Origin of the sequence: Streptomyces sp. NPDC018833 (assembly GCF_044390825.1) — a bacterium.
Lineage (GTDB): Bacteria > Actinomycetota > Actinomycetes > Streptomycetales > Streptomycetaceae > Streptomyces.
Genome location: NZ_JBIRZM010000001.1, coordinates 794,001 through 820,740, shown reverse-complemented (window position 1 = coordinate 820,740; position 26,740 = coordinate 794,001). Strand labels below are relative to the sequence as shown.

Annotated in this window: 21 protein-coding genes and 1 pseudogene; 12 read left to right on the top strand and 10 right to left on the bottom strand. The window is 70.6% G+C overall.

The features are described from left to right. Positions 1-21: 21 nt before the first annotated feature. The gene (locus ACH5AF_RS03800; RefSeq protein WP_398899727.1) at positions 22-1,233 is read right to left on the bottom strand and encodes a hypothetical protein; all 1,212 of its coding nucleotides are present in this window, start codon (positions 1,231-1,233) and stop codon (positions 22-24) included. Positions 1,234-1,919: 686 nt separating this feature from the next. Between ACH5AF_RS03800 and ACH5AF_RS03795 the strand changes: the two genes are divergently transcribed. Both ACH5AF_RS03795 and ACH5AF_RS03790 read left to right on the top strand, forming a co-directional pair. Then, positions 1,920-5,249, top strand: a complete 3,330-nt coding sequence (locus ACH5AF_RS03795; protein ID WP_398899726.1) for a VCBS repeat-containing protein — start codon at positions 1,920-1,922, stop codon at positions 5,247-5,249. 134 nt (positions 5,250-5,383) lie between these two features. Continuing rightward, a pseudogene (locus ACH5AF_RS03790) lies at positions 5,384-5,544 on the top strand (steroid C27-monooxygenase); the annotation flags it as partial. 15 nt (positions 5,545-5,559) lie between these two features. On the opposite strand, the gene ACH5AF_RS03785 reads toward ACH5AF_RS03790, so the two are convergent. The 3 genes from ACH5AF_RS03785 to ACH5AF_RS03775 form a co-directional block, all read right to left on the bottom strand. Beyond that, the gene (locus ACH5AF_RS03785; RefSeq protein WP_398899800.1) at positions 5,560-6,252 is read right to left on the bottom strand and encodes a hypothetical protein; all 693 of its coding nucleotides are present in this window, start codon (positions 6,250-6,252) and stop codon (positions 5,560-5,562) included. Positions 6,253-6,337: 85 nt separating this feature from the next. Beyond that, on the bottom strand, positions 6,338-8,407 hold the full coding sequence (locus tag ACH5AF_RS03780) for an RICIN domain-containing protein (RefSeq protein WP_398899725.1): 2,070 nt from the start codon (positions 8,405-8,407) through the stop codon (positions 6,338-6,340). 613 nt (positions 8,408-9,020) lie between these two features. Further along, positions 9,021-9,902, bottom strand: coding sequence for an NAD(P)-dependent oxidoreductase (locus tag ACH5AF_RS03775; RefSeq protein WP_398899724.1), 882 nt, complete (start codon positions 9,900-9,902; stop codon positions 9,021-9,023). A gap of 96 nt (positions 9,903-9,998) precedes the next feature. Here ACH5AF_RS03775 and ACH5AF_RS03770 point away from each other — a divergent pair, with 96 nt between their 5' ends. After that, complete coding sequence (locus tag ACH5AF_RS03770; RefSeq protein WP_398899723.1) at positions 9,999-10,364, top strand: winged helix-turn-helix transcriptional regulator; 366 nt, start codon at positions 9,999-10,001, stop codon at positions 10,362-10,364. A 36-nt stretch (positions 10,365-10,400) separates the two neighbouring features. Here ACH5AF_RS03770 and ACH5AF_RS03765 read toward each other — a convergent pair whose 3' ends face one another. Together ACH5AF_RS03765 and ACH5AF_RS03760 are read right to left on the bottom strand one after the other, a co-directional pair. After that, the gene (locus ACH5AF_RS03765; protein ID WP_398899722.1) at positions 10,401-10,649 is read right to left on the bottom strand and encodes a DUF397 domain-containing protein; all 249 of its coding nucleotides are present in this window, start codon (positions 10,647-10,649) and stop codon (positions 10,401-10,403) included. Next, positions 10,624-11,466, bottom strand: a complete 843-nt coding sequence (locus ACH5AF_RS03760) for a helix-turn-helix domain-containing protein (protein ID WP_398899721.1) — start codon at positions 11,464-11,466, stop codon at positions 10,624-10,626. The genes ACH5AF_RS03765 and ACH5AF_RS03760 overlap by 26 nt, the downstream gene beginning before the upstream one ends. A 90-nt stretch (positions 11,467-11,556) precedes the next feature. On the opposite strand from ACH5AF_RS03760, the gene ACH5AF_RS03755 reads away from it, so the two are divergent. After that, positions 11,557-11,988 carry an ATP-binding protein gene (locus tag ACH5AF_RS03755; RefSeq protein ID WP_398899719.1) on the top strand — a complete coding sequence of 144 codons (432 nt, stop codon included), beginning with the start codon at positions 11,557-11,559 and terminating at the stop codon, positions 11,986-11,988. A 56-nt stretch (positions 11,989-12,044) separates the two neighbouring features. Here ACH5AF_RS03755 and ACH5AF_RS03750 read toward each other — a convergent pair whose 3' ends face one another. Next, entirely contained in the window at positions 12,045-14,060 is a 2,016-nt protein-coding gene (locus ACH5AF_RS03750; protein WP_398899718.1) for a bifunctional glycosyltransferase 87/phosphatase PAP2 family protein, read from the bottom strand. A 251-nt stretch (positions 14,061-14,311) separates the two neighbouring features. Here ACH5AF_RS03750 and ACH5AF_RS03745 point away from each other — a divergent pair, with 251 nt between their 5' ends. The 4 genes from ACH5AF_RS03745 to ACH5AF_RS03730 all read left to right on the top strand — a co-directional run bounded on the left by ACH5AF_RS03745 (position 14,312) and on the right by ACH5AF_RS03730 (position 17,480). Further along, positions 14,312-15,436: a DUF2330 domain-containing protein gene (locus ACH5AF_RS03745; protein ID WP_398899716.1), complete on the top strand. Its 1,125-nt coding sequence runs from the start codon at positions 14,312-14,314 to the stop codon at positions 15,434-15,436. A gap of 14 nt (positions 15,437-15,450) precedes the next feature. Beyond that, positions 15,451-16,146: an O-methyltransferase gene (locus ACH5AF_RS03740; protein ID WP_398899714.1), complete on the top strand. Its 696-nt coding sequence runs from the start codon at positions 15,451-15,453 to the stop codon at positions 16,144-16,146. Between the two features lie 426 nt (positions 16,147-16,572). Further along, complete coding sequence (locus tag ACH5AF_RS03735; protein WP_398899712.1) at positions 16,573-16,896, top strand: antibiotic biosynthesis monooxygenase family protein; 324 nt, start codon at positions 16,573-16,575, stop codon at positions 16,894-16,896. A gap of 104 nt (positions 16,897-17,000) precedes the next feature. Then, on the top strand, positions 17,001-17,480 hold the full coding sequence (locus ACH5AF_RS03730) for a GNAT family N-acetyltransferase (RefSeq protein ID WP_398899711.1): 480 nt from the start codon (positions 17,001-17,003) through the stop codon (positions 17,478-17,480). Positions 17,481-17,495: 15 nt separating this feature from the next. On the opposite strand, the gene ACH5AF_RS03725 is transcribed toward ACH5AF_RS03730, so the two are convergent. Next, positions 17,496-19,571 (bottom strand): DHA2 family efflux MFS transporter permease subunit, encoded by a 2,076-nt coding sequence (locus tag ACH5AF_RS03725; RefSeq protein WP_398899710.1) that lies wholly within the window; start codon positions 19,569-19,571, stop codon positions 17,496-17,498. A 163-nt stretch (positions 19,572-19,734) separates the two neighbouring features. On the opposite strand from ACH5AF_RS03725, the gene ACH5AF_RS03720 reads away from it, so the two are divergent. After that, positions 19,735-21,426, top strand: a complete 1,692-nt coding sequence (locus tag ACH5AF_RS03720) for a peptidoglycan-binding protein (protein ID WP_398899709.1) — start codon at positions 19,735-19,737, stop codon at positions 21,424-21,426. A gap of 134 nt (positions 21,427-21,560) precedes the next feature. Continuing rightward, positions 21,561-22,256, top strand: a complete 696-nt coding sequence (locus ACH5AF_RS03715; protein WP_398899708.1) for an HAD-IA family hydrolase — start codon at positions 21,561-21,563, stop codon at positions 22,254-22,256. 46 nt (positions 22,257-22,302) lie between these two features. Here the strand turns inward: ACH5AF_RS03715 and ACH5AF_RS03710 are convergent, their stop codons facing one another. Together ACH5AF_RS03710 and ACH5AF_RS03705 are read right to left on the bottom strand one after the other, a co-directional pair. After that, the gene (locus tag ACH5AF_RS03710; RefSeq protein WP_398899707.1) at positions 22,303-22,887 is read right to left on the bottom strand and encodes a TMEM165/GDT1 family protein; all 585 of its coding nucleotides are present in this window, start codon (positions 22,885-22,887) and stop codon (positions 22,303-22,305) included. Between the two features lie 373 nt (positions 22,888-23,260). Then, entirely contained in the window at positions 23,261-24,022 is a 762-nt protein-coding gene (locus tag ACH5AF_RS03705) for an ABC transporter permease (protein ID WP_398899706.1), read from the bottom strand. A gap of 194 nt (positions 24,023-24,216) precedes the next feature. On the opposite strand from ACH5AF_RS03705, the gene ACH5AF_RS03700 reads away from it, so the two are divergent. Both ACH5AF_RS03700 and ACH5AF_RS03695 read left to right on the top strand, forming a co-directional pair. After that, positions 24,217-24,870 carry an HNH endonuclease family protein gene (locus tag ACH5AF_RS03700; RefSeq protein WP_398899705.1) on the top strand — a complete coding sequence of 218 codons (654 nt, stop codon included), beginning with the start codon at positions 24,217-24,219 and terminating at the stop codon, positions 24,868-24,870. A gap of 166 nt (positions 24,871-25,036) precedes the next feature. Continuing rightward, positions 25,037-26,716, top strand: coding sequence for an alkaline phosphatase D family protein (locus tag ACH5AF_RS03695; RefSeq protein WP_398899704.1), 1,680 nt, complete (start codon positions 25,037-25,039; stop codon positions 26,714-26,716). The last annotated feature ends 24 nt before the right edge of the window (positions 26,717-26,740 follow it).

Here is a 26,740-nt window from a genome sequence, read left to right as displayed (position 1 = left end):
CGGTGGTGGTGCCGCCAAGTGTCAGGGTCGCGTTGTACGAGCCCCAGCACAGGTCACCGGTCTTGCGGTCCTTGTTGTTGCCGTTCGTCCGGTCGTCCCGGCATGCCCGATAGGTGCGGGTGATGGAACCGGGGTTATAGTCCCAGCCGTCGCCGATCCATGACGCCTGATTGTTGGTGGGGCCGACGTACGGCCGTCCACGGCCTGGGAGTTGTAAGTAAAGCCCAGACTCGGCGACGGCCCGCCCGGTACGGTCGGTGCCTGCATCGCGTACGTGTAGGAGAACGCTCCCGAACTCGTACCGGCCGACCAGGAGCCCGCGCTGGGCAGCGGCGTCGCCGAGAAGTCGCCCTTCGCGCCACTGCCCGAGGAGGTGGCCACGAGGACAGAGGAGCCGGAATTCGTCGCGGCACGAGCGACCGACGGTGTGACCGTCTTCGGAGCGCTACCTGTGCGGTACACCGCATTGGTGGCTGTGGTGGGGCCGTCGAGGGAATCGGTGGACGCGGAAGAGGCGGTACCGGCAGCGGGGTCGGTCAGAGACGCGACATCGACGGTGGCCTCGATTCTGCGGCTGCCGTCCAGCTTGCCGTCACCGGAGACGTCGGTCGTCTTCGGCGCCACCACATTCTTCGTGTCGACCTCGGTCGGTTCCGAGCATCCCTCGATGTCCGGGGTGGTCAGGAAGCAGGACGGGTACTGCACCAACTGGAGGCGGTCCGCCCAGTTGGCACCGTACAACTCAGCGAACTCCGTGTAGTCCAGCGCCACCAGCGCCGTGCCAGTCGCCGCGGCAGGAGGCCTGACGGTGAAGACCAGACCCTCGATCTCGGTGTCGGCAAGTTCGGTCTGATCGGCCAGCGACACCTGCCAGTCGCCCTCAAGCGCCGTGCTCTGTTCGACCGTGGCAGAAGCCGGCGCGCCGACCGCGACGGGCAGGGTGCCGACCGGCACGGTTTTACCCGGCGTCAGTCCCGTCACTGTCTCGGTGGCCGCGGCACCCACCGGGGCGACTGTCTTCGTCGGCTCGTACTCCTTCTCCGCAGGAATCTCCGGCGTCATCATCGCCGCCAGACCGCCGCCGTCCTGGCCCTTTGCCTCTTGGGCCTCAGGCAGGTCGACCAATTCGACTTGGGAGCGGTCGCTGTCCGGTGGCAAGGCATACGCCGACGGCAGCATCCCCACGGTCAGTGCCAGTGCGACCGGGCCGATGACAGCTACACGTCGGCGCACGCGTCTGTGCCGTTCGGCCCTTGTGCCGGAGAGACGTCCCCGCCCGCTCCACGAAAGTGGTCCCCACATGACGACTGCGGCCCCCCACAGTTGATGCGGCCTCAGCCCTCGGTGCAGCAGACAGGCAAAGTCCAGCAAGGTTGTTTGCTGCGGCATGTTCAGTCATTTCTTCACACGCCGTCAAATACATGAAGGCTTGTTGTAATTCTGATCACACGTCAATTGGATATGGACCTGACCAATTGCCGACTTAGATCATCAGATGCGGACTCTTGGCCTGACCAAGGAGTAGTTGCCATGCTCGCGGCATCTAGGTCATGTGCCAACAAACGCCACCATCAAGCGGCCATTGGGTGTTCATAAAGCGGCTCTTGTCCTGCTTCGCCACACCGGCAGCAAGCCCTCGCCAATCAAGATGCGCGCGTGCACACTGCGGTTCCCTGACTCGGCCCGCGTGAGTCGCTCAGAAACTGGGCGGACACACATGTGGAGGACACGTGATGCATCCGCGATGCTTCTCCAGCCCCAACCCATCAGTGGTCCGTTCCTGAGTTCGCACCTCGACAGACCACAGGAACGTCACGGGGCGCCAAGCGAACGTCACGGCAACAGCCGGCTCTGCCCGGAGGCTGCTGTTCTGGGGAGGGGAAGCCAGCACCGTGGATCGTCGTCGTCTCATCCGGGGCGTGCCCCGGCGCACCGGGGCGGGAGTCGCCGCATTGGTGGCGGCCGGTCTCTGTGTCGCCTTGCTGACCGTGCCCTGGGAGGATCAGGATGATGCCGCGCCCCAACGCCCGGCAAAGGCATCAGGCTCCCTCGACCAGAACGCGGCACAGAAGAAGGCTCGTGAGAGCGGCAAACGCGTCGAGGTCTCCGCTCTGGCCAGCGCGACATCGACCACGTACGCCCTTCCGGACGGCAGCTTCGAACTGACCTCGCACGCCGCGCCGATCCGCGCCAAGGTCGACGGCCAGTGGAAGCCGATCGACACCACATTGGTTCGTGTGCACAACGGCTGGGCGCCCAAGGCGGCGGCCGACCCGGTGATCTTCCACACGGGCAAGAGCAGTACAAGCACCGGCACCGTCAAGCGCGCGTCCTTCACGGTCTCCCGCGCAGCCTCCAGCAGCCATGCCCAGGCGTCAGGGGTGAACACGTCCTACAGCGACCTGATCACCTTCACCTCCCAGGGACATGAGCTCACCATGCGCTGGCCCGGCGCGCTCCCGACTCCGGTCGTCGAGGGGTCTCGCGCCCTGTACCGCGGTGTGTTCGAGGGGGTGGACCTGCTGTTGACCGCTCGGGACAGTGGTTTCAGCCATGTCCTGATCGTGCACAGCCCCGAGGCGGCGGCCAATCCTGCTCTCGACACGCTTTCCTACCAACTGTCGTCTTCAGACCTGACCTTCCACCTGGATCCCGTGACCCAAGTAGTCACGGGGAAGAACGGCACAGGCGAAGAGATAGCCGTCTCACCGACTCCGTACATGTGGGATTCGGCCGGCAAACCCGCTGTCACAGAAGGGGCCGACCCCGAGCCGGTCGAGCCCAGCGCAGTGCCCTCACCTTCGTACTCCGAGGAACCGGGGGAACCGCTGACCGACAATCCCTCCACGGATCCCAACGGACCGGGCCATCCCGAAGAACCCGTGCCGGCCACCAGCACAGAGACGAGTTCGGCGGGCACGAGCGCGCAGTACTCCAACCACAGCATCACGAGCGTCACCGGTCCGAGCCCCGAGGAGGTCTTTGCACTGCCCGGTCTGCTTGGCCCGCAGCCTGACACTCACAGCGCGGTCGGCAAGGCCGCACTCACAGGGCAGGGCAGCACTTCGGCGGAGCTCTCGGTTACTCCGGCCCGGTCCCTGCTGACCGCCAAAGACACCGTTTGGCCTGTCTTCATCGATCCATCCATCACGGGCAAGACCAAGAACTGGACCACGGTCTACCAAAAGCACCCCACGTCCAGCTTCTACGACGGTGCCAACTACAACAGCGGTACGACCGAGGCGCGTGTCGGCTACGAGTCGACGACCAATGGCCTTTCCCGCTCCTTCTTCCGCCTCGGCTGGACCTCTAGCATCGAGGGCGCGACGGTCACTTCGGCGACGATCAGGCTGCGCGAGACCTACGCCTGGTCGTGCGAACCCCGCGAGATGCAGGTCTGGCACACCGGAGGTATCTCCTCGTCGACCACCTGGAATCATCAACCCGCCCGCGTAACCCATATCTGGACCGATTCCTTCGCGAACGGCTACAACTCCCAGTGCCCGGACGCATATGTCGACGTCGGCGCCAAGTCCATCGCGCAGCAAGCCGCCGAAGAAGGCTGGACCGCCTTCACCATGGGCCTGTATGCCACCAATGAGAGCTCCTCGTACTCCTGGAAGAAGTTCACAGCAGAGGGTGAGTCCGCACCCAAGATCACCATCGTCTACAACCGCAAACCCGCAGAACCCACAAAGCTCACGATGGACCCGGGCCCGGACTGCGACACCACCAGCCCGTACGCCTCGGTCGGCAAGCATGACCTGACGTTCGCGGCGCACGGTTACGACCCGGACCCTGACGACCTGAAGTACCTCAACTTCGCCGTCTGGCAGTCCGGAAGCAGCACACGGATCTACGACGGCAACAGACTCGTCGATTCTTCGGGCAATGCCAGCGTCACACTGGACGGCGCCGACGGAACGAGCACCAACTTCTACAACGGGAAGACCTACTTCTGGGCCGTGCGTGCCATCGACTCCACGGGCGCGGCCTCCACCTACGCCCCGCCCGGTCTGGCCAACTGCGGCTTCGTCTATGACTCCTCGGCGCCCAACTCACCGAAGGTGGCCTCCATCACGTTTCCTGAGGACGACGGAAGCGGAGAAAACTGGAGCGACGCCAAGTTCGGCACCGCCGGAGCCTTCACCTTCAGTCCGGACGGCTCGACGGACACGGTGCGGTACAGCTACTCGTTCAACTCGCTGGCATATGACAAGAGCGTCAGCGTCAGCGCGGGTGCCTCCGCCACTGTCACCCTCAAGCCCCCAACAGCCGCGCTGAACGTCCTCTACGTCAAGGCCCACGACTCGGCGGGCAACTCGTCACCCACCCCCACCAAGTACCTGTTCTATGTTTCCCCCCGAGACACTGGCGACGCACCCGGCGACCTCACCGGTGACGCGTACCCCGACCTCCTCGCCGTCGACGGCGCCGGGAACCTGCGGAGTTATGCCGGCGAAATGGGCGACGTCAACATTCACATGCCTGGAGCCCACGACAACGGCTCCTTGGTCGAGGACGGCTTCTGGACTGGAGCCGACGGCAAGCCCGCTCTGATCAGCCACGCGACGGACTGGTACCCCGGCGATGGCATCAACGATCTCCTCGCCCGTATGCCCGACGGCAAGCTCTACCTCTATCCGGGTGACGGATACGGCGGTTTCGAGGTCGGCCGACGCCTGGAAGTGCTGCTCCCCGACGGCGCACCTGCCCCCTCGTCCCTCACCCAGCTCGTGGCCGCCGAGGACGTGACCGGAGACGGAAATCCGGACGCCGTCGCCCTGGCAGGACAGCAGCTCTGGGCCTTCACCGGATACACAGGGGCAAGCTTCAGCAAGGCCCAGCTGATCGGGCTGAGCGGCTGGACCAGCTACGACGTCATCGGCGTCCGCGACATCAGCGGCGACGGCATCGCCGACCTCCTCATGCGCGGACCCGACACCGACCGCGGCCTCCTGCTCCGCAAGGGCAAGCCCACCGCCGGCGGCGGCGTCGACTTCACCTCCTTCGCCAGCGCGACCTCCGGCGCCGGCGGAGCAGAGGTGGTGTACGGCACGACGGGATGGGGACGTGCTGCGTTCCCCATGCTGCAGGGCACGCCCGACGCAAACGGAGACGCAATCCCCGACTTCTGGGCCGTCACCACGGGCGGGGCGCTCTACTTCTACCCGGGCAAGGCGACCACTCATGGCACCCGCTTCACTGCCGGCGAGAGCGGCTGGGCAGCCCTGAAGACCTTGGGCTGAACGGCAACACAGGGATGTGGGGGATCGACACGGTGTCGGTCCCCCACATCCCTGTTTCACCGTCATCCCTGTCGGTGGACCGTTGGATCACAGCTTGCCGGACGTCAATCCGCGCCAGATCTACCGCGCCGCCGCTCAAGAAGGGCGACCGGGTCGGCCTGTTCTACTCCTCCGCCAACAGCGACCCCGAGCGCTTCGACATCACCCGCGACCCCAACCCCCACCTGGGCTTCGGCGGGGAGGCCCGCACTTCCGCCTCGGCAAGTCCCTCGCCATCCACGAGATGGAACTCATCCTCGTCGGAACCAGGTCAGCGGGCGCCCCGCGCCCCGGCGCGGCGGATGCGCCGGACGACGCCCGCACCGGCCGCACACGCCAACAGGACTCCCCCTGCCACCAGGAGGGTGCCGGTTCCCCCCGTACCGGAACGGGCGGCTGTGTCAGGGTCGGCAGCCGCGGTGGTCCGCCCCTTGCCGTCGCGTCCCGCGGACTCGTCGGGCGTGGCGGACTCGGGCTGTGCCGTACCTCCTCCGGCCGTGGGCCGCTCTGTGCCGGGGCCGGCCGTGGGCCGCGCCGTGCCGGGGCCGGCCGTGGGCGAGGCAGGGGTCCCGGGAGAGACCGTGATCTCCTCCTCGTCCCGGCCGAGCCCCGGATGGCCCGCCTCCACGGTGACCCTCCAGCGCCCGGGGGGCAGCGCCTCGGCGGTGGCGTAACCGGTCGCCGAGGCGGGGTCGCGGACGAGCTTGAAGGGGCCGAGGGACCTGCTCCCGTCGGCGCTGACCGCGTTCACCGTGGCAGCGACCCGCTCGTCGACCGGGTCGTTGTCGTTCTCCCAGGTGACGGTCGTCCGCACGCGACCGAAGTCATGTCCGGTGATCTCCACCTTCAGCGTGTCACCGTGAGCCAGGGCGACGCCGGTGGCGGTGGTCAGGGACAGGGCCGCGCCCGCCAACGCGGTGGCGACGGCCGGGACGAGGGCTCGGCGCATGACGATGTCCTCCATGGACGAGAGGTGGGGGTGGAATGGGAACGGCCGGCGGGCCACAGGCCCGCCGGCCGTCATCGGAACTGATGCGGGGTCCTCAGACTCAGGCGGCCTTCTGGACCGTCCATACCTGGGCCGGCGTGCCCGCCGCGTTCTGCAGCTCGATCAGCCACGACCCGTAGTACGGGCGGTTGCTGACACCGAGGACGTAGCGGCTGTCACCGGCAGTCACCGTCACGCCGTTGCCGCTCTGGGCGATCCTCCACCGCTGGGCAGCGGTGTCGGCGCAGGGCTGCTGCGCCACATACATGCCGGCGGAGGGGGCGCCGCCGACCTGGAGGCACTTGCCGGAGACGGCGGAACGGATACGGGTGTAGCCGTTGCCCGCGCCGTCGAAGTACCACTGCTGCTGGGCGTATCCGTTGCGCTGCGAGCCGACGAGGACGGTGCCGTCACCGCTCCTGCCGCCCCAGATCTCGGCCGCGTTCCCGGTCGCGCCGTTGGTCAGCAGATGGCGCGTGTTGGGCGTGGGGGTCGTACCACCGCCACCACCGCCCGAGGTGCGGAACGAGGCCGCCTTGCCCCGACCGCTGTCGCGGCCCGAGGAGTCACGCACCGAGACGGAGACGGTGTAGTCCGTTCCCGGCTTCAGGTTGTAGACACGGGCGCTGGTCCCCTGCACCCAGCCGATGGCCTGGTCGTTCAGGAAGATCTGGTACCAGGCCGCGCCGCTGACCGCGCTCCAGCCGGCGACTGCCGAGTCCGGGCCGATCTGCCCGACGGTGACGGCGGGCCCGGTGCCGGAGCCGTTCGTCGGGGTGGGCTTGGGCGTCGGGGTCGTCGGCGTCGGACTGGGGTTCGGGTTGGGGCCCCCGGTGTTGCCCTTGATCAGGAACTGGTTGTCCGCGACGTTCCAGTGCGTGGCGAGATAGCTGCCCTGCCGGGGGTTGGTGTGGAAGTAGTCGTCGTGGTTGCAGTCCAGACGGTTCTCGTACTCCTGGCCCCGGCAGACGTAGCGCATCTTCGGGTAGTACGGGGTGTCCGAGTAGCACATGACGTCGTACTCGTCCGTGCAGTGCGCACCCCGGCTGGTGTTGGGTGCGCTGTTGTTCACCGCGCCGAGGTTGTGGCCCAGTTCGTGCGCCGCGGTGTGTCCGCCCCAGCAACCGGTGTCGGTACGGCCGTAGGACGGGCCGAAGTTGCTGAGGTTGTTCTGACCGGGACGCTCGTCCCCGGCGAAGCTGCCGATGCCACAGTAGACCTGCGTGTCGGCGAAGATCATGTACTTGCGGTCACGGCGGTCGAGGCCCTTGGCCGCGAGCGCCCTGTTCGTGGCGCTGAACTCGGACAGCGCGGAGGCCGGGAGCTCGATGTTGAGCACGGTCGGCGTGCAGTCGGCGGCCGTCACATAGCGGATGTTCCGCACCCCGCCGGTGTCCTTGGCGCTCTCCGAGTAGATGAGGTCGGCGTCGGCGGCCCACTTGCGGAACGACGGGAGGTACTCCGCGTACCGGTCTCGTCCTGGGGCGTGCACGTACACCACCTGGACACGGTTGCCGCTGTTGCCGTCGCCGTCGCAGCGCACGGTCTGCCCCGCGGGCCCGTTCGCCGCGGGGGCATGCGAGGTGGACCCCCCGGCAGCGGGAGGGCTGCTCGCCTTACTGGCCGGGGTCGCGGCGTCGAGTGCGGGTGCGGTTGTGCGCGGAAGCTCTCCCCCGGAAGGCTTCGCGCTCTCCGACTTGGCCGGATCCTCCGCGGGTGCGGCGGCCTTCACCGCGGGCGGGGTGTCCTTCTTGATGTCGACGCCCTTCGGAGGGGCGTCAGGGCCATGAGTGCAGTGACCGCCGGCCGTGCGGTACACCCCCGCGCACGGATCCCCCTCGTGCGCGGGCTTCAGCCCTTCGTAGATCAGGCCCCGCTCGGGCTCGCTCTTGGGCACTTCCTTGAGCGGCTCGGGGTCCTTGTCGCGAGCCGGTTCCTTGGCCGGCTGCGGGGTCGCTGCGAGCGCCTCCCCCTGGGCGAGCGACAGCGGTCGGTTTGCGTCCGACCCCGGCTGGGTCGCCTGGTAGGCCACTCCGGCCACGACCGCCATGACGGCGACCGCGGCCGTGCCGAGTATGAGTCGACGGGACTTACGACGCGCAGGCTTCTTGAGTCTTCTGCGTCTGGACAAACTGCACCTCTTCCTTGGTCAGGGGATGGGTGCGCGAAAGCTTGCCAGACCAAATGAACGGAAAATTCCGACAATTGGGATCGACTTTTCCGAAGTCGTTCTGTTATCAACGCTCTTGAATTGATGATCAGTCAACTCGCCCCGCAGGCAAGGAAGTTACGCGCGTTGAGCTGCTGTGGTCTAGTCCCATTTAAGGATGTCGTAATCTGATCGAAATACAGGTCAGCCCTTTTTGAATTCCTGTCAACTCGGCTTCTCACGCGGCGAATTGACGCAGTCACGAACAGTGCGGCCTCCTTCCCGTCGAGGGAAGGAGGCCGCTGTCCCGGCGATTACGCGGAATAACCGATCCGCTACTGCTCCGGAACGATCTGCGTGAGTGTCCACGTCCCCTGCGCGGCACCTGAGCACGGCGTCGAAGCCGTGCCCCTCCCGCGGTGGGCGCTGGAGTTCCCTGCCCGGGCCGATCGGCGTCCGGTGCCCGGCCGGGCCGTCATCGGTGGCGCCGCGCTGTCCGGGCGCGAAGGGGTGCCGGCTGTTGCGAAAGAACTGGTCACAGCCACTCGGCGGGGGCTGCGACCAGCACGGGCGGTCGGGGGCGGCAGGCGGTCAGTCAGTACACCAGCAGGTCGATGACGCCCGTCAGGTCCTCCTCGCCGCCGCCCCCGTCCAGGCGGCGGCGCATCAGCTCGAAGTAAGGGCTGAGCAGTTCCGGGCTGACGCCCTGCTGCTCGGCAGTGCTCAGGAAGGTCGGCGTACCGGCTACCTGCATGGCGAGATTGGAGACGACACCCTTGGTGTAGTCGCCGCTCCGCAGCTGGTCGGCGGTCTGGTGAACCGCCGGAGCCATCGCGACGAGCCAGTCGGCGAGCAGCGGTGCGAGCGACGCGGGGTCGATGTCCTCCTTGCGGATCAGGGCGAAGGCGTGCGCGACCCCGGCGAACATCCCGTACATGGCACTGAGCAGGGCCACGTCGTGCAGGGCCGCGAAGCCCGCGTCCTCGCCGACGTAGGTGGTGCCGGCCGGGACGCCCAACGTCTCCTGATGCCGCTCGAACAACTCCCGCGAGCCGCTGTAGAAGACATAGCCGCCGGCCTCCGGGACACCGATCATCGGAGGAACAGCCATGATCCCGCCGTCCAGGTAGCGGGCACCGCGCTCGCGGGCCCACTCGGCGCGGGCGCGGGCCTGGGCAGGGGTGCTGGTGGTCAGGTTGACCAGGTCCCGGTCGGCCAGGTCGGTGCCGGCCAGCGCCTCGTCGACCGAGGCGTCATCCAACAGACAGACAACGACCAGGGTGTTCGCCGCGACCGCCTCAGCGGCGCTGTCCGCGACCTCCGCCCCCTCGGCGGAGAGCGCCGCGGCACGGGCCGGGCTGCGGTTCCAGACCGTGAGCGGGTGGCCGGCGGCAAGCCAGGTACGGGCCAGCGCGGTGCCCATCGCGCCGAGGCCCAGCAGCGTGACGGAGTTCTTCTCAACAGTGTTCTGTGTCATGCCGATTAGGCTGGTCACGAGCCCGGAGGTGATCAAGTACGCACTTCGGAGTAGGTGGTTACCCCGGGGAGAGTGAGCAGGGCAGAAGGGTGGGGCATGACGACGCTGAACCGGCCAGGCGCACCAGACGGACACACCTGCGGGATCGACACCGCGATCGAGGTGATCGGCGGCAAGTGGAAGGTACTCATCCTCTGGGCACTCCACGAGCACCCCTACCGCCGCTTCGGCCAGCTGCGCCGACTGCTTCCCGGGATCACCGAGAAGGTGCTCGCCTCCCACCTGCGCGAGATGGAAGCAGACGGCGTCGTGCACCGCGTCTCCTACGACGAGGTGCCGCCCCGCGTCGAGTACTCACTGACCGAGGACGGCAAGCGCCTCAACGACGCACTCCAGCCACTGGCCGCCTGGGGACGCGAGCGGACGACCGCTCGAAGCATGGAGGAGAGGGCGGGCCAGTAATTGCTGGTCGTTGCCCGCGCCTGAAGAGGCCCCGTATCACCGCAGGGAGTCGACGAACGCGGCGAACGCGGCGGGGGTGAGGTGAAGGGCCGGGCGCGTGATGTCCTTGGAGTCGCGGACGGCGACGGCGTGGGTGAGCACGGCGCACTGGACGCATTCGCCCCCCTTGTCGTCGCTGTAACTGGACTTGCGCCAGGCGGCGCCGCCGAGGGGGGCGCATTCGACGCGCTCGCCCCCCTTGTCGTCGCTGTAACTCGACTTACGCCACCGCGTCTTGCTTCCCATAGCGTTCCTCCATCACGTGGCGAATCAGTTCAGCCGAGTCCTCGACGGAGAGTGCGGCGGCTTGCAGGCGAGCGTAGCGGAGGGACAGCTCCTCGACCTGCTGCGCGTCGACGGAGGAATGACCGGACCGGTAATCCTCCATGTAGGCCATGTCCGGGTCACGCTGGAAGCGGAATACCGTGAACGCCCCGGAGAATCCGGCGTACGCACCTGCGTCGAACGGCAGGATCTGGACGTTGGCCCGTGAGCCCTCCCGGTAGGTCAACAGATGGGCCAGTTGTGCGCGCATGACCGCCGTGCCTCCGAGCCGCTGGTACAGCACTGCTTCACTCATCACGATCCACAACAGCGGCGGCCTGTCTCGGTCCAGGATTCGCTGGCGCGCCATCCTCGCCGCCGCCTTCTCCACGACGCCGGCAGTGGTCATGACGCCCAGGACGGCGTGCGCGTAGGCCTCCGTCTGCAACAACCCATGCACGAGCTGCGGCTGAAAGGCATAAATCTGCCGTGCAGTGGCTTCGATCTCGGCGTATCCCTGGAACCACACCGGCAGCTGGTGCCGCAGTACCAGCGGCAGCAGCCGGATGAGCGCGCCCCCCGCCCCGAGCGCGGCATCCACCCGTTCGGTGAACTCACGCGTCGGGAGCTTCCGTGCCGTCTCCACCTGGCCCACCAGGGAGCCCGTGTAGTTGACGATCCCGCCGAGCTGTTTCTGCGTCAGGCCCGCCGTCTCGCGGTAGCGGCGCAGCTCGTAGCCGTAGTAGTCGAGCGGCGAGGCGCTCGGGTCGAGGGCGTTGATGTGTCGGACGTCGGGCATGGCGGACCCCCTTGCTCAACTGCCGCAACGGAAAAGCACGTTGCGTACGTTCGGTAGCCCAGCGTAGTCGCCGCAGGCCACGCTCGTGGCGTGAACGAAGACATTCCCCAGTACGGTATGCGCCTCACCGCAGGCGCCCACTCCGCGCGGCACGTCCGGCGGATCGTCCGCTGCTACCTGACATTGTGGAAACTGCGCGAACTCGCCGACTCCGTCGAGCTCGCGGTCACCGAACTGCTGGCCAACGTGGTTCGACATGTGCCCGGGCGGCACTGCGCGTTACTGATCATGCGGCATCCCGAGGGCGTACGCGTCGAGGTGTCGGACGGCACCGGCCGGCTGCCCGTCCTGCGGCACGCCGGTGCGGACGACGAGGGCGGCCGCGGGCTGGCGCTGCTCGACGCCGTCGTCGACAAGTGGGGCGTGGACAGCCGGAGGCAGGGCGGCAAGACGGTCTGGTTCGAGGTCGCCGCGGCCGTCGCTCAAGTGGCGGAACCGGCCGAGGTGTCGGAGGATGGCTGAACGCGACGATCCACACCCCGGTCGGTTCGGGAAACATGTCCCGCACCCACCGGGGATCACGCACGTGTGGTGGCGACCTCCGTGGTCTCGGCCGTCCGTGCGGGGGGCACCGCATGTGCCGGGATCTGGAGTTCGCGGCGTCCGGCGAGGACGTAGGTGAGGCCGAAGCCCGCGCCGACGACGGCCGCGCCGCCCACCGCGTCCAGCACCCAGTGGTTGGCGGTGGCGACGATGGCGCACACCGTGAACAGCGGATGCAGGAGCGCGAGGAGCTTCATCCACAGCCTGGGCGCGAGCACCAGCACGACCAGGCCGCACCACAGCGACCAGCCGAAGTGCAGCGACGGCATGGCCGCGTACTGGTTGGTGACGGCGGTCATCGCACCGTAGTCGGGATGGGCCAGATCCTGCGGTCCGTGCACGGTGTCGACGAACCCCATGCCCGGCATCAGGCGCGGCGGCGCGAGCGGGTACAGCCAGAATCCCAGCAGGGCGAGAACGGTCGCGAGGGCCAGCGAGGAGCGGGCCCAGCGGTAGTCGGACGGGCGGCGGACGTAGAGGATCGCGAGGATGCCCAGCGGGACCACGAAGTGGAAGGACGTGTAGTAGAAGTCGAAGAAGGCTTCGGCCCAGTCCGTCCGTACGACCGCCTGGTTGACCCAGTGCTCGATGTCGATGCCGAGCGCGGCCTCGACGGAGTGGATCTGCCGGGCGTGCGACTCCGCCGCGTCCACGCTGCCGGTCGCGGCGGCACGGATGTGCGAGTACACCGAGTAGCCGACCCGAATCACCAGCAGTTCGAGGAGGAGGTTCGGTCGGCTCAGGGCCCGCCGCCATAAGGGCAGCAGCGGCACGCGGCTCCAGCCCGCGGGAACCGGCCGGGCGTACCGGGTGGGCACGGGGCGGCGGAAGTGCGGCGATTCGAGCGACAGGAACGGCACCGCGCAGGCCGCCGCCACCGCGGCGACGAGCAGCGCGTTGTCGCGGATCGGGTGCAGCACCGTCATGTTCGGCAGGAGCATCGTGCCGGGGAGCGTCACCACCAGGACGACGAGAACCGGCCACAGCAGGCGGTCGCCGGCACGCTTGCCGACCCGGCCCACGACGGCGAGGAGCACCCACAGCAGTTGGTGCTGCCAGGCGGTCGGGGAGACGGCGACGGCGACGCAGCCGGTCAGCGCGACGGCCAGGAGGAGCTGGCCGTCACGGGCGTAGCGAACGGCGCGGCGCAGGCCGAGGAACGCGACGACGGCGGCGAGCAGCAGACAGAGGGCGATCTCCAGCGGACCCGAGAGACCGAAGCGGAGCAGTGCGCCGTGCAGGGACTGGTTGGCCATGCTGTCCGGGCGGTCGCCGAGCCCGGCTCCTGCGGCGTGGTGCACCCAGTACGTCCACGAGTCGCCGGGCAGCGCTGCCCAGGCGAGCACGGAGAGGGCGGCGAAGGTGCCTGTGGCGCTCGCGGCGGCTTGCCGGCGGCCGGTGAACCACAGCAGCGGCGCGAAGAGCAGGACGGTTGGCTGGAGGGCCGCGCCTAGGCCGATGAGCAGACCGGAGGACCTCTCGCCGCGCGCGGCGAAGCAGCCGAGGAGGACGAGCAGGACGGGGATGATGCTCGTCTGGCCCAGGTGGAAGCTGTTGCGGACGGGCAGGGACAGCATCAGCAGGCTGATGGCGACGGGGGCGGCGAGCAGGGTGCTGCGACGCGACACGGGCACGGGCAGGGCGCCGGAGACGACGAGGCCGAGGGCGACGACGAGCAGCAGCGTGCCGAAGGTCCAGGCGATGCCGAGGCTCTGCTCGGCGGAGCGGGCGAACGGCTTGAGCACGAGGCCGGCGAAGGGTGTGCCGGTGAACCGGTCGGTGTCGTAGAGCCCGCCCGTCACGTGCAGCACACCGCTGGGCCCGATCCAGGTCTCCAGGTCGGTGAGCCGTTCGCCGGGCGGCTGCCGCAGCACCGCCGCCGTCTGCCGTACGGCGAGGAGGGCGGCGACGAGCCACAGCGCCGCTCTGACCGCGCCGATCCTCGAACCCGTCGCCGTGCTGCCGCACCCGCTGCCTGCCGCGTTCGCCACGTCGCGCCGCGCCTCCCCGCCGTCGTGTCGTCCCGGTCCTGCTTCTGCTCTTGCTCCTGCTCCTGCTCCTGCTCCTGCTCCTGCTCCAGGGGGCATCGGTAGAGCGTCGCGCTGCCCTGTTGAAGAGACTCAGGCAACCCCCTCTTCACCTGACTGTCACCCCGTTGCCGGCGGATTATTGCCGTCGTGCCGCACCCAGAAGGCTCTGACCAGCCGGAACCGTCGAGGCACCCGACATCGTCACAGGAGGTATGCGGGGGAACATACAAGAACTCGGGGCACGCGCGCGCACGTTCGTCATCCTGTCGGCGCTGCTCGTGCTCCAGCTGGGGACACTGATCGCACCGGCGCACGCCTGCGGCTGCGGGGCGATGGTGCCCGATCCGAACGCGCGTATCGCCGTGGGCCGGGAGACCTCGGTCGTCGACTGGGACGGCAGCACCGAGCAGATCGTCATGCGCTTCACGGTCGCGTCGGACACGCCGCGGGCGGCGTGGATCATGCCGGTGCCGGGGCGGGCCACCGTGGAGCTCGCCGACGGCGCGCTCTTCGACGAGCTGGTGCGGATCGCCGCGCCCGAGCACCGCGAGCGGCACTACTTCTGGCCCCGAAGCGGTGACTGGCCGTTCGACGACGTGGACATGGCGGGCGCGCCGCCCCCGGACGCGGCGGCCGGGGGCGGCGTGGGCGTGGTCGGCCGCGAACGGCTCGGGGACTTCGACGTCGCCCGGCTGACGGCGACCGACCCGGCCGCGCTCGGCGACTGGCTGGAGGAGAACGGCTTCGAGATGCCGGCCGGCCTCGACGAGGACCTGCGGCCGTACGTCGAGCGGGGCTGGGAGTACGTGGCCGTACGGCTCGCACCGCGCGAGAAGGGCGCGGTGCTGACGGGCACGCTCGACCCCCTGCGGCTGCGGTTCGCGAGCGACGAAGTCGTCTATCCGATGCGGCTGTCCAGGCGCGCGGAGACCTCCCAGTCCCTCGGTCTGTTCGTGCTGGCCGAGCACCGCATGGAGCCGCGCTCGGCGATCGGCGGCAGCGAGCCGGAGGTGACATACGCGGGGAGGCTGACCTCCCCCGAAGGTGAGCTGGGCCGTCTCACCGGCGGGAAGGAACGCTTCCTCACCGTGATCGACCAGGAGTTTCCCGACCCGGCCCGGATCAACGGCGACCATGAACTGCGGGCGACGGCCGAGGACACACCCTTTCGGCGGGTGGTGTGGGAGGACGAGCTGCTGACGTTCGGCGGCGTACCGGCGTGGGTGCTGACGCTGGGCTCGGCCGCGACGGCCGCTGCGCTCTGGGCGGTACGGACCCGGCGGCGCAGGCGGGTCGTGCCTCCCGCGCCGATTCATGTGCCGCCGCCTGCTGCCTGAAATAGCGTGGCCGTATGACTGACGACGCTGCTGAGAACCACGCACAGGACCGGTGGAACGCCGTCGACCGCTACATCGGCGACCTTCTCGTCCCCGAGGACGACGCGCTGACGTCGGCGCTCGCGGCGAGCGAGGCGGGCGGACTCCCGGCGATCAGCGTCGCCCCGAACCAGGGCAAGCTGCTGCATCTGCTGGCCCGGATCCAGGGCGCGCGCACAGCGCTGGAGATCGGCACGCTGGGCGGCTACAGCACGATCTGGCTGGCCCGCGCGCTGCCCGCCGACGGCCGGCTGATCTCACTCGAATACGACCCCGCCCACGCGGACGTGGCCCGCGCCAACCTGGCCCGCGCGGGGTGCGACAGGGTCGCCGAGGTCAGGACGGGCGCGGCCCTGGACCTGCTGCCCCGCCTGGCGGCGGAACCGGGCGCGGGCCCGTTCGACCTGGTCTTCATCGACGCGGACAAGGCCAACAACGCGCGCTACGTGGAATGGGCGCTGCGCCTGACGCGCCCGGGGAGCGTGATCGTGGTGGACAACGTGGTCCGCGGCGGCCGGGTCGTGGACGCGTCGGCCGACGACCCGGCGACCACGGGGACGCGAGAGATGTACCGGCTGGTGTCGGAGGAGCCGCAGCTGGACGCGACGGTGGTGCAGACGGTGGGCGCGAAGGGCTGGGACGGGATGCTGGTGGCGCGCGTGGTGGGCTGACGTTCCGTAGCCGGGGGCGCCGGCTGGCGACCCTGCGGGCGCGGGCGTCGGGGCTTCGCCCGGGCCCCGTGCGCCGCCACCCTTCCGGCCCTGCGGGCGCCGGCCGGGGCTGCCCCAGCCCCCGTTCAGGGCTTCGCCCTGGGCCATGTACCGCGTTTTCGCGCGGTGTCCTCAATCCCCCTACGGCCCGGCGGCCATGGAGCCCCGCTGAGGGCACTCCTCCTGGCTTCACCGGGGTGCCCCCCCAGCCCACGGCCGCCACGCTGCAGGGGAAATCGAGGCGCGGGGCTCCGGGCGAGCCCTGACGAGCGCGCCACGCACAAGCAGCCCCGCCGGCGATTGAGGGGTGGGTCCCCGGGGGCATGGCGGGCGCGCGGCCGCTGGGACGCCCGGCGCTGCATCGGTGTCGTGCGGCAGGATGGGCGCATGAGCATCGTGAAGATCAACGTCCTCTCCGTCCCTGCCGAGCAGCGCGAGACCCTTGAAAAGCGCTTCGCCTCCCGCGCCGGTGCCGTCGAGTCGTCCGACGGGTTCGAGTGGTTCGAGCTCCTGCGACCCGTCGAAGGCACCGACCAGTACCTCGTCTACACCCGCTGGCGCGACGAGGAGTCGTTCCAGGCGTGGATGGAGGGCCCCATGAAGGCGGCGCACCAGGGCGGTGGCGAGGGCGGCGAGCGTCCCAGGCCGGCCGCGAGCGGGTCCACCGTGTGGTCCTTCGAGGTGATCCAGCAGGCCGCTCCCAAGGCCTGACACCTGCCGGCTTGGACCGGGCCCGTGAGCGCCGGGGGCGTCGACGCTGCTCCGGCGCCGTAATTCGCTGGCGGAACGGGCCCGTGCGGGGATACAGAGTCCAGATGACCGAGTGGACCCTCGCCCCCGAGGCCGTCGACACCGACGACGCCTACGCCCTGCGCCGCGCCTACTACGGCGATGTCGCCGGCAGCTACTGGAAGCGCGCGGCGACCGAGGCCGAGATCGACGAGGGGCTGGCCGGGGACGAGGCCGAGCGGCTCGTCCCGCCCACGGGCCAGTTCGTCGTCGGCCGGTACGGGGGCGAGCCCGCCGCCTGCGGCGGGGTGCTGATGCTCGACGCGGAACGGGCCGAGCTGACCCGCGTGTTCGTACGTCCCGCCTTCCGTGGCCGCAAGGGCGCGGGGCTCCTCATGGACCTGCTGGAGCACGAGGCCCGCGCGCTCGGCGCGGGCCGCATGGTGCTCAACACCCGCCTGGACCTGGTGCAGGCCCGCCCGCTGTACCTCCGGCACGGGTACGCGGAGATCCCGGCGTACTGCTCCGGCCCGTACATGGAGATCTGGTACGGCAAGGATCTGTAGCCCCGCACCCGGCGCTCAGTGCCTGCGGGGGTACTCCACCGCCGGCCGCTCGTGATCACCGCGCGGCTCGGGGCTGTCCGGGCGTTCCGCGTCAGATCCGCACAACTCGCTGTTGAGCTCGCGGACCAGCTGGATCAGGTCCGTCGGCCGGTCCGGTCCCCACCAGTCGCCCAGCAGCTCCGCCAGTGACTCCTCACGGGCCTGCGACAGCCGGGCCGCCGCCTCCGCCCCCGCGTCGGTGAGCAGCAGGTCCAGCCCCACCCGGCGGGCCAGGCCCCGTCCTTCGACCTCCCGGGCCGCCTCGGTGACGGCCAGCAGCGGCACGGGGGTCGTCTCGGCGAGGCGGGCCGGTTCGACCGTGCCCTGCCGTTTGATCCGCAGCAGCAGCCAGCTGGACGCGGGCAGCAGGTCGTACCCGGCGCGCGCGGTGATCTTCTCGTAGATGTGCCGGCGGCCCTCGCGGGAACCCAGGACGGACAGGGCACGGGCGCACTCGTCGTGCGAGGAGCGTTCGACCGGGTTGGAGGCGAGGGTCTGGCTCGGGTCGGGCGCGGTGACCGAGCCGCGCAGCCTGTCCTCCTTGAGGAACCAGGCGACGAGGAACGCGAGGACGACGACCGGCACGGCGTAGAGGAAGACATCCGTGATGGACGTGGCGTACGCGTGGAGCACGGACGAGCGTAGCTGCGGCGGAAGTTCGGCGATGGCACGCGGGTCGGCGGCGAGTTCGGACGCCCCCGCGCCCGGCGGCACCCGCTGTCCGGCGAGCGCGTCGGTGAGCTTGTTCTCCAGCCGGCCCGCGAAGACGGTGCCGAAGACGGCGACGCCGAACGACGCCCCGATGGACCGGAAGAACGTCGCGCCGGACGTGGCGACGCCCAGGTCCTCGTAGGTGACCGCGTTCTGGACGACGAGCACCAGCACTTGCATGACCAGGCCGAGTCCGGCGCCGAACACGAAGAAGATCGCGCTCATCTGCCAGGTGGAGCTGGACTCCTTGAGCTGATGCAGCAGGACGAGCCCGACGGCCGTGACGGCCGTGCCGGCGAGCGGGAACACCTTCCAGCGGCCGGTACGGCTGACGATCTGGCCCGACCCCGTCGAGGTGATCAGCATGCCGAGCACCATCGGCAGCATGTGCACCCCGGACATGGTCGGCGACACACCCTGCACGACCTGGAGGAACGTCGGCAGGTACGTCATCGCCCCGAACATCGCGAAGCCGATGACGAAGCTGATGACGGCGACGAGACTGAACGTCCTGATGCGGAACAGCTTCAGCGGCAGCACCGGCTCGGCGGCGCGCCGCTCGACGGCCACGAACGCCACCAGCAGCAGCACGCCGAGCACCGCGAGGCCGACGATCCGCGCCGAGCCCCAGGCCCAGGTGGTGCCGCCGAGGGAGGCGACGAGGACGAGGCAGGTGGCGACGGAGGCGATGAGGAACGTGCCGAGGTAGTCGATGGTGTGCCGGGTCGCGCGGACCGGGATGTGCAGGACGGCGGCGATGACGAGCAGCGCGACGACGCCGATGGGCAGGTTGATGTAGAACACCCAGCGCCAGCTGAGGTGTTCGGTGAAGAATCCGCCCAGCAGCGGCCCGAGGACGCTGGTGGCGCCGAAGACGGCACCGAACAGGCCCTGGTAGCGGCCGCGTTCGCGGGGCGCGACGATGTCGCCGACGATCGCCATGGACAACACCATGAGCCCGCCGCCGCCGAGGCCCTGGAGGGCACGGAAGAGGATGAGCTGGGGCATGTTCTGAGCGATGCCGCACAGGGCGGAGCCGATGAGGAAGATGACGATGGCGGCCTGGAAGAGCTTCTTCCGGCCGTACTGGTCGCCGAGTTTGCCCCACAGGGGGGTCGCGGCGGTGGAGGCCAGCATGTAGGCGGTGACCACCCAGGAGAGATGGTCCATGCCGCCCAATTCGCTGACGATGGTGGGCAGCGCGGTGGCGACGATGGTCTGGTCGAGTGCGGCGAGCAGCATGCCCAGCAGCAGGGCCCCGATGGCGACGAGCACCGTCCGGCGGCTCTGTCCCTCTCCGGGGGCCGGGTGCGACTGCGCGGTGCTCACTTCCTGGGCCATACGGATCTCCTTCGCGCTCCTCTCCATCGTGGTGGGTGTGTTCGGTTATGGCCTGTTATGACCTGCCGAGCGGCGGGCGCGGGGTGGCACCTGCTGGACTGCTGTGCGGTGCGGCACCGGTCGTCTGGATAATCGGCGGCATTCCAATGGGAGGGGACCGGCCATGACCGGAAACAGCTGCACCGAGTGCGGCAGACCGCTGCGCGCGGACGGCGGCGCGGGGCTCGGATGCGACTGCGCACGGAGGGCGGCGGAGGCGCTGCATGCGGAGCGCCAGGCGCACGCGCGGGCGGAGGACTTCGACCCGCTGCGGATACGTCCGTACGTGACGCTCCCCGAGCCGGCCCTCCCGCCCACGGGTCCCCCACCCCTCTCGCTGCCGCCGCAGGCGGGGGTGCCGCAGGCGGGGGTGCCGCAGGCGGAGGTGCCGCAGGCGGAGGTGGCGCCGCAGGCAGGCATGGTGGGCTTGGGGGCGCCCCCGATACCCGCGGAGTCGGCCGCGGCTGGTCCGGTGACACCCGGCCCCGCGACGGAGCGTCCGGGCGCGGTGCGCCCGGGGCCGGGGCCGGTGGACTCTCCGGGCACGGTGCCTCAAGAGACGGGCACGGCTGGTCACGGGCCGAGTGCGGTTCCGGCCTGGCCGGGCGCGGACGGTCCGCGGGCGGACGGCCCTCAGGCGATCGGGCAGGTGCCCGGCGGGCCGGGGCTCGCAGCAGGCGGCGGCGTACCGCAGGGGCCGGTGGGCACCGGGATCCCGGAGCCGGGCCCGGCCGGGCCGGTGACGCCCGGCACCACGGCCCAGTGGCGGGACCCGGTGGGCCCCGGGGTGGCCCCCGCGATCACGGTGCCACCGGCCTCCGGCCCCGCCGCACCCACTGCGGAGACGGCGACGCCCGGCCCGGCGGCCCAGGGGCACGGCGCGACGGATCGAGGACCGGGGGGCTCCGGCGTCCCCGACGGTCCCCGGACCGTCGGGCAGGGGGCCGGCGGGCTGGGGCTCGTGGCCGGGCCGGTCGGCGAGGGCGTACCGCAGGGGCCCTTTCCGCAGGGCGGACCCGGTGCGATGCCCGATCTCGCCGAGACCGTCGCACACGAGCGGGGCCCGGTCGCCGGGGTCGTACGGGCCCCCGGGGCGAGCGGGAGGGGGCCCGTGCCCCGGGACGTCGCCGCGTTCGCGGAGAGAGGGGACGACGACACCCACGAGCTGGCGCCGCTCAACGGTCACGCCCCCGGCGCCGCGCCCCCCGACCGGCGTCGCAGGCAGCGGCGGCGCGCGCCGGTCGCCGTCGTCGTCGGTGCGGCCGTCATCGCCGTGGCGGCGACGGTCGCGTTCGCCGGCGGCCTGTTCTCCGGCGACGACGAACGGGACCGCGTGTCCATGCCCGACCGGGACAGCGCCGGCCCCAGCCTCAACGTCGGCCCCGACGGGCCCTCCGCTCCGGAGTCCGTGACCGGCACGCCCTCCGCTTCGGCGTCCGCCTCCGCGTCGTCCTCCGCGTCGGCGCGGCCCTCGGCCTCCGGCACGCGGGGCACGGAGTCGTCCGGGCCGGCGTCGGCGGCCCCGAGCGCGCCGCCGTCGACCGCCGTGGCCACCGGCAGCGTTGCGGAGGAGCCGCCCGGGCGGTCCTCGACAAGGACGCTGCAGCAGGGCGACAGCGGCCCGGCGGTGACCGAGCTCCAGCTGCGACTCGCGGAGATCCGGCTGTACGAGGGCCCCGCCGACGGGAATTACGACGAGACGGTCGAGGACGCGGTGGCGCGGTTCCAATCGGCCCGGGGCATCAAGGGGGACCCGCTCGGCGTGTACGGGGCCAAGACGCGAAAGGCCCTGGAGGCGGAGACGAGCGAGCCGTGACGGGACCGATGCGGCGGGGTGGCGTTCACCCGCCCTCTTTTGTATCGTGTAGGAACAAAGTGGTTCCGCCCGTATTCCCTGACCGGCGGGCGGAACCGCTCTGTCTCCCTCCCCCGCCCTGGAGAGCCATGCCGATGCCGGCCACCGCCACGTCCGTCCTGACCGCCCGTGCCCTGCTGATCGACATGGACGGCACCCTCGTCGACTCGGACGCCGTGGTCGAACGCTGCTGGCGCGCCTGGGCCCTCGACCACGGACTGGACCCGGACGAGGTGCTCAAGGTGGTCCACGGCCGCCAGGGCTACGCGACCATGGCCGTGCTCCTCCCCGACCGGCCCATGGAGGAGAACCACGCCGACAACCGCGTCCTCCTCGCCCAGGAGACCGCCGACACCGACGGCGTCGTGCCCGTAGAGGGCGCGCCCGCGTTCCTGGCCGCCGTCGCGCACCTCCCCCACGCCCTGGTGACCTCAGCCGACCAGGCCCTCGCCACCGCCCGGATGAACGCGGCCGGCCTGCCGATGCCCGAGGTCCGCGTGACCGCCGAGTGCGTGGGCGCGAGCAAGCCGGACCCGGAAGGCTTCCTCAAGGGTGCGGCCGAACTGGGCCACGACCCCGCCGACTGCGTGGCCTTCGAGGACTCCGAGGCCGGGATCACGGCGGCTCGCGCGGCCGGCATGCGCGTGGTCGGTGTCGGCCCGCGCGCGGCGGCCTTCGCCCCGGACCTGTACGTTCCGGACCTGACGCATCTCGGCGTCACGGCCCGCACCGACGGAACGATCCAGCTCGGCATCCGCGAGACCCGGCCCGCCGACGCCCACCAGGACTGACCCCGCCGTCCCGGCCTGGCTCCGGGGCAACCCGGCGCAGCGCCGGTCAGCCGGCGAGGGCCTCGTACAGGCTGAACCCGGCGAGGGCCAGCATCAGCACGGCGGCGACCCTGGTGATCAGGCGCAGCGGCACGTACCGCATCAGGGTCCGGCCGCCCAGGATGCCGATGGCGGCGACGGCCCACAGGGCCAGTACCGCGCCGAGGCCGACGGAGACCGGGTTGTCATAGCGGGCCGCGAGGTTGGCGGTCATGATCTGGGTCAGATCGCCGAACTCGGCGACCAGGATGAGCATGAAACCCGCGCCCGAGACCTTCCAGAAGGACTCGTCGGCCGGGGCCTTGACGCTCTCCTCCTCGCCGTCGTCCTTCTTCATGAGCAGCATCAGGGCGCCCGTGAGGAAGAGGAGGCCGACGACGGCCTGCACCAGCCGGTTGGGCAGCAGGGTCAGCACGCTGCCCGCCGCGATGGCGAGCGCGACATGGACGGCGAAGGCGGCGGCGACACCTGCGAAGACGTACGAGGCGCGGTATCGCGTGCCGAGCATCAGACCGGCCAGCGCGGTCTTGTCGGGCAGCTCGGCGAGGAAGACGACGCCGAACGTGATCGCCATGACGGTGAGGCTGATCATGGATGGGAACCCTCAATCGGTCGGGCGCCGCCCTGCCGAGAGTCCTGAGCGTTTCAGGGGTCGCTTCGGCACGGCAGCACCATGAATGCATACATGGACACTGCGGCCGAAGGTCTCGCCGGCGGCCTCCTGCGCGTACGAGTCCGCCTCCGGGCGCCGGCCGGGCACGAGGCCCGGCAGTATGTCGACGTTCCGGCGAAGAGCTACTCCCCTTCTTGCCCTACAGCCTACGCGACCGCCCGGCCGACCCGTCAGAGAGCTCGGTCAGCCCGTACCCGCGCCTCCCCAGGTCCCGGCCCCTCACCTTCCCAGGACCCCGACCCGGCCGCCCCACGCCTTCCCAAAGTCCCGACCCGCCGGCCCCCAAGCCTCCCTAGGGCCCCGGCGACCCGGCCTCTGCGCCGTCCCGGTGCAGCCGCCCCCGTGCGACGAGCTCCAGCACCACCGCGACCGCGACGGCCTGGACGGCCATCAGGGCGACGAGTACGAACAGTTGCACCGCGCCCGCCTCCACCGGTGACGCGCCGCCGAGCAGCATGCCGACGAACGCCCCCGGGAGTGTGACGAGCCCTACGGTCCGGGTTTGGTCGAGGCCGGGCAGCAGGGCGTCGGAGGCGGGCAGGCGCGCCACCTCCATGCGGGCGTCCCGGTCCAGCAGGCCGAGGGCGAGGCCCGCCTCCACCTCGCCGCGGCGTTGGGCCAGTTCGTCCAGCGCGCGGCGGCCGCCGAGGACGGTCGCGGTGAGCGCGCCGCCGATGAGGATGCCGGTCACGGGGACGAGCGTGATGCCCTTCACCGGGACGAGTCCGGTCAGCAGCAGGGCCATGACCACCGGGAGCACGCCGACGGCGATGGGCAGTGCGGCCCACCACCAGGTGGCGTTGGCGGTGATGCGCCGACCGGCGGTGCGCACGGCGACTGCGTACATCAGCAGCAGGAAGGCCAGGAGCAGCGGTACGGCTTCGACGACCCAGCCGATGGCGAGGGAGACGACGGCGAGTTGGGCCGCGGCGCGCACGCCTGCGACGGCGATCGCGCGGGACCGGCCCAGGTGGGCGACGGCGGCGACGGTCGCCGCGACGGCGAGCAGGACGGCCAGTACGGCCCCGAGTGTGAGGTTGACCGGCAGCAGCACGCGGCAACCCTAGCCGGAGGAAGAGAGGGTGTCGGTCCGTCAGAACCCTTGATGTGACGTGCCCATGTCGCCACTCTGTTACCTGGCGCCCACCCCCGAGAAACCTGGCGCCGCCAGCATGGCCACGTCTGGGCCCCCTCCCGCACCGAAGGGCGCAGGGGTGGCCACGTTCCCCCCACTCAGAAGGAGTTCGCATGTCTGGTGTCTACGCGCGTCATGCCCGCCGTATAGCCGTGCTCGCCGCAGCCTCCGCCGTCGCGGCCACCGGCCTGCTGGCCACCGCTCCCGCCGCGCAGGCCGCCCCGCCCACTCCCGTCAGCGCGTCCACCGCCCGCAGTTACCTCAGCCAGTTGACCGTCTCCCCCGAAGGCTCGTCCACGGGCTACAGCCGTGACCTGTTCCCGCACTGGATCACCCAGTCGGGCGCGTGCAACACCCGCGAGGTCGTCCTCAAGCGCGACGGCTCCAACGTGGTCCAGGACTCCAGTTGCGCGGCCGTCAGCGGCAGTTGGTACTCCCCGTACGACGGCGCCACCTGGTACGCGGCCTCCGACGTGGACATCGACCACATCGTCCCGCTGGCCGAGGCGTGGCGCTCCGGCGCCAACAGCTGGACGACCTCAAAGCGTCAGCAGTTCGCCAACGACCTCACGCGCCCGCAGCTGATCGCGGTCACCGACAACGTGAACCAGGCCAAGGGCGACCAGGACCCGGCCGAGTGGCTGCCCCCGGTCACCTCCTACCGCTGCATGTACGCCCGCATGTGGGTGCACACGAAGTACTACTGGAACCTGAAGGTGGACTCCGCCGAGAAGAGCGCGCTCCAGTCGATCCTGAACGGCTGCTGACGGCGCCACCGCAAGGAATCGGGCTGCAGGAATCCGGCCGTAAGGAACCGGCCGGAAAAACGGATCACAAGGAACCGGGCCGTATGGAACCAGGCCGTCCCTCCCGTCGTTCCGTACCGTACGGAAGCTCGTTCCGTACCGTGCGGGGCGACCGGAAGGGGCACACATGGCCGGGCTGCGCCTGGGACCGCTGCTGCGGTACGTGGACTGGGACACGGGCACCGGCGCGACCGTCTGGGTCGAGGCGGACCGCCCGTGCGCGGTCGAGGTGCGCTGCGAAGGCGGCGCCCACGGCTCCGCGCGCACGTTCCGGATCGCGGACCACGACTACGCGCTGGTTCAGGTGACCGGTCTCACACCGGGCACGGCCACGGCCTACGAAGTGCTGCTCGACGGCGAGCGGGTGTGGCCGCTGCCCGACTCGCCCTTCCCGCCCAGCACGATCCGTACGCCCGAGGTGCCCGCGGCGGCCGTCACCGTCGCCTTCGGCTCGTGCCGCTGGGCCGCGCCGCCTGTCGGCGGGCACGACCGGGTGGGTCCCGACGCCCTGGACACCCTCGCGGCCGCACTCGCCGCCGACCCCGGCCTTCCGCGCCCGGACGTGCTGCTCCTGCTCGGTGACCAGGTGTACGCGGACGAGACGTCGGACCCGACGCGGCGGTGGATCGCGGACCGGCGGGCCGCGTCGGGTGCGGGCCGCACGGCGCCCACGGACCAGGTCGCGGACTTCGAGGAGTACACCCGGCTGTACGACGAGTCCTGGCTCGACCCCGAGCTGCGCTGGCTGCTGTCGACCGTGCCGAGCTGCATGATCTTCGACGACCACGACCTGGTCGACGACTGGAACACCAGCGCGTCCTGGCTCGCGGACATGCGGGCGAAGCCCTGGTGGCAGGAGCGGGTGACCAGCGGGCTCATGTCGTACTGGGTGTACCAGCACCTGGGCAACCTCTCCCCCGCCGAGCTGGACGCCGACGAGCTGTACGGGCGGGTGCGGGCGGCCGGGGACGGGACCGAGGCGCTGCGGGAGTTCGCGCTGCGGGCCGATGCCCATCCGGCCACGGTCCGCTGGAGCTACCGCCGCGACTTCGGCCGCACCCGGCTGCTGATGGTGGACACGCGGGCCGGCCGGGTGCTGGAGGAGCACGACCGGGCGATGCTCCACCCGCAGGAGGCGGCGTGGCTGCGCGACCAGGCACTTGCCGACCGCGGCTCGCTGGACCATCTGCTCGTGGGCAGCTCACTGCCGTGGCTGCTGCCGCCGCTGATCCACGACGCGGAGGAGTGGAACGCGGCGCTGTGCCGGGGCGAGCGCGGCGCGCGCTGGGCGCGGTTCGCGGAGCGGGTGCGCAGGGCTGCGGATCTGGAGCACTGGGCGGCGTTCCCGGCCTCGTTCGAGAGGCTGACGCGCATGATCGCGGAGGCGGGCGCCGGTGAAGACGCCCCGGCGAGCGTGTGCGTGCTCTCCGGGGACGTGCATCACGCCTATGTGGCGGAGCCGGTGTGGCCGGCGGCCGGGCAGCCGGTGGCGCGTGTGCTCCAGCTGACGTGTTCACCGCTGCACAACTCGGTGCCCGCGGCACTGCGGGTCGGATTCCGTTTCGGCTGGAGCCGGTTCGCGAAGCGGCTGGGCCGTGCGCTGGCGCGGCACGGCCGCACGGGCGCGCCATTCGTGGACTGGAAGCGTACGGGCGGGCCGTGGTTCGGCAACCAGCTGATGACGCTGACGCTGCGGGGCCGCACCGCCGCCCTGCGCCTTCAGCGGGTGAAGGGCCGGGAAAAGACGCACGGTGGAACGGCGCGGCTGACGACCGTGCTGGAGCGGAGCCTGACGGACGGTCCGTGACCGGGCGTTGTGTTCCGGCCGCAT

Excerpts from the sequence above, each read along its gene's own strand:
- ACH5AF_RS03745 (WP_398899716.1), top strand. The coding sequence starts at position 14,312 with ATGCGGGGGAACATACAAGAACTCGGGGCACGCGCGCGCACGTTCGTC.
- ACH5AF_RS03725 (WP_398899710.1), bottom strand. The coding sequence starts at position 19,571 with ATGGCCCAGGAAGTGAGCACCGCGCAGTCGCACCCGGCCCCCGGAGAG.
- ACH5AF_RS03720 (WP_398899709.1), top strand. The coding sequence starts at position 19,735 with ATGACCGGAAACAGCTGCACCGAGTGCGGCAGACCGCTGCGCGCGGAC.
- ACH5AF_RS03775 (WP_398899724.1), bottom strand. The coding sequence starts at position 9,902 with ATGACACAGAACACTGTTGAGAAGAACTCCGTCACGCTGCTGGGCCTC.
- ACH5AF_RS03740 (WP_398899714.1), top strand. The coding sequence starts at position 15,451 with ATGACTGACGACGCTGCTGAGAACCACGCACAGGACCGGTGGAACGCC.
- ACH5AF_RS03735 (WP_398899712.1), top strand. The coding sequence starts at position 16,573 with ATGAGCATCGTGAAGATCAACGTCCTCTCCGTCCCTGCCGAGCAGCGC.
- ACH5AF_RS03770 (WP_398899723.1), top strand. The coding sequence starts at position 9,999 with ATGACGACGCTGAACCGGCCAGGCGCACCAGACGGACACACCTGCGGG.
- ACH5AF_RS03765 (WP_398899722.1), bottom strand. The coding sequence starts at position 10,649 with ATGGGAAGCAAGACGCGGTGGCGTAAGTCGAGTTACAGCGACGACAAG.
- ACH5AF_RS03695 (WP_398899704.1), top strand. The coding sequence starts at position 25,037 with ATGGCCGGGCTGCGCCTGGGACCGCTGCTGCGGTACGTGGACTGGGAC.
- ACH5AF_RS03730 (WP_398899711.1), top strand. The coding sequence starts at position 17,001 with ATGACCGAGTGGACCCTCGCCCCCGAGGCCGTCGACACCGACGACGCC.
- ACH5AF_RS03700 (WP_398899705.1), top strand. The coding sequence starts at position 24,217 with ATGTCTGGTGTCTACGCGCGTCATGCCCGCCGTATAGCCGTGCTCGCC.
- ACH5AF_RS03785 (WP_398899800.1), bottom strand. The coding sequence starts at position 6,252 with ATGGAGGACATCGTCATGCGCCGAGCCCTCGTCCCGGCCGTCGCCACC.
- ACH5AF_RS03715 (WP_398899708.1), top strand. The coding sequence starts at position 21,561 with ATGCCGGCCACCGCCACGTCCGTCCTGACCGCCCGTGCCCTGCTGATC.
- ACH5AF_RS03710 (WP_398899707.1), bottom strand. The coding sequence starts at position 22,887 with ATGATCAGCCTCACCGTCATGGCGATCACGTTCGGCGTCGTCTTCCTC.
- ACH5AF_RS03760 (WP_398899721.1), bottom strand. The coding sequence starts at position 11,466 with ATGCCCGACGTCCGACACATCAACGCCCTCGACCCGAGCGCCTCGCCG.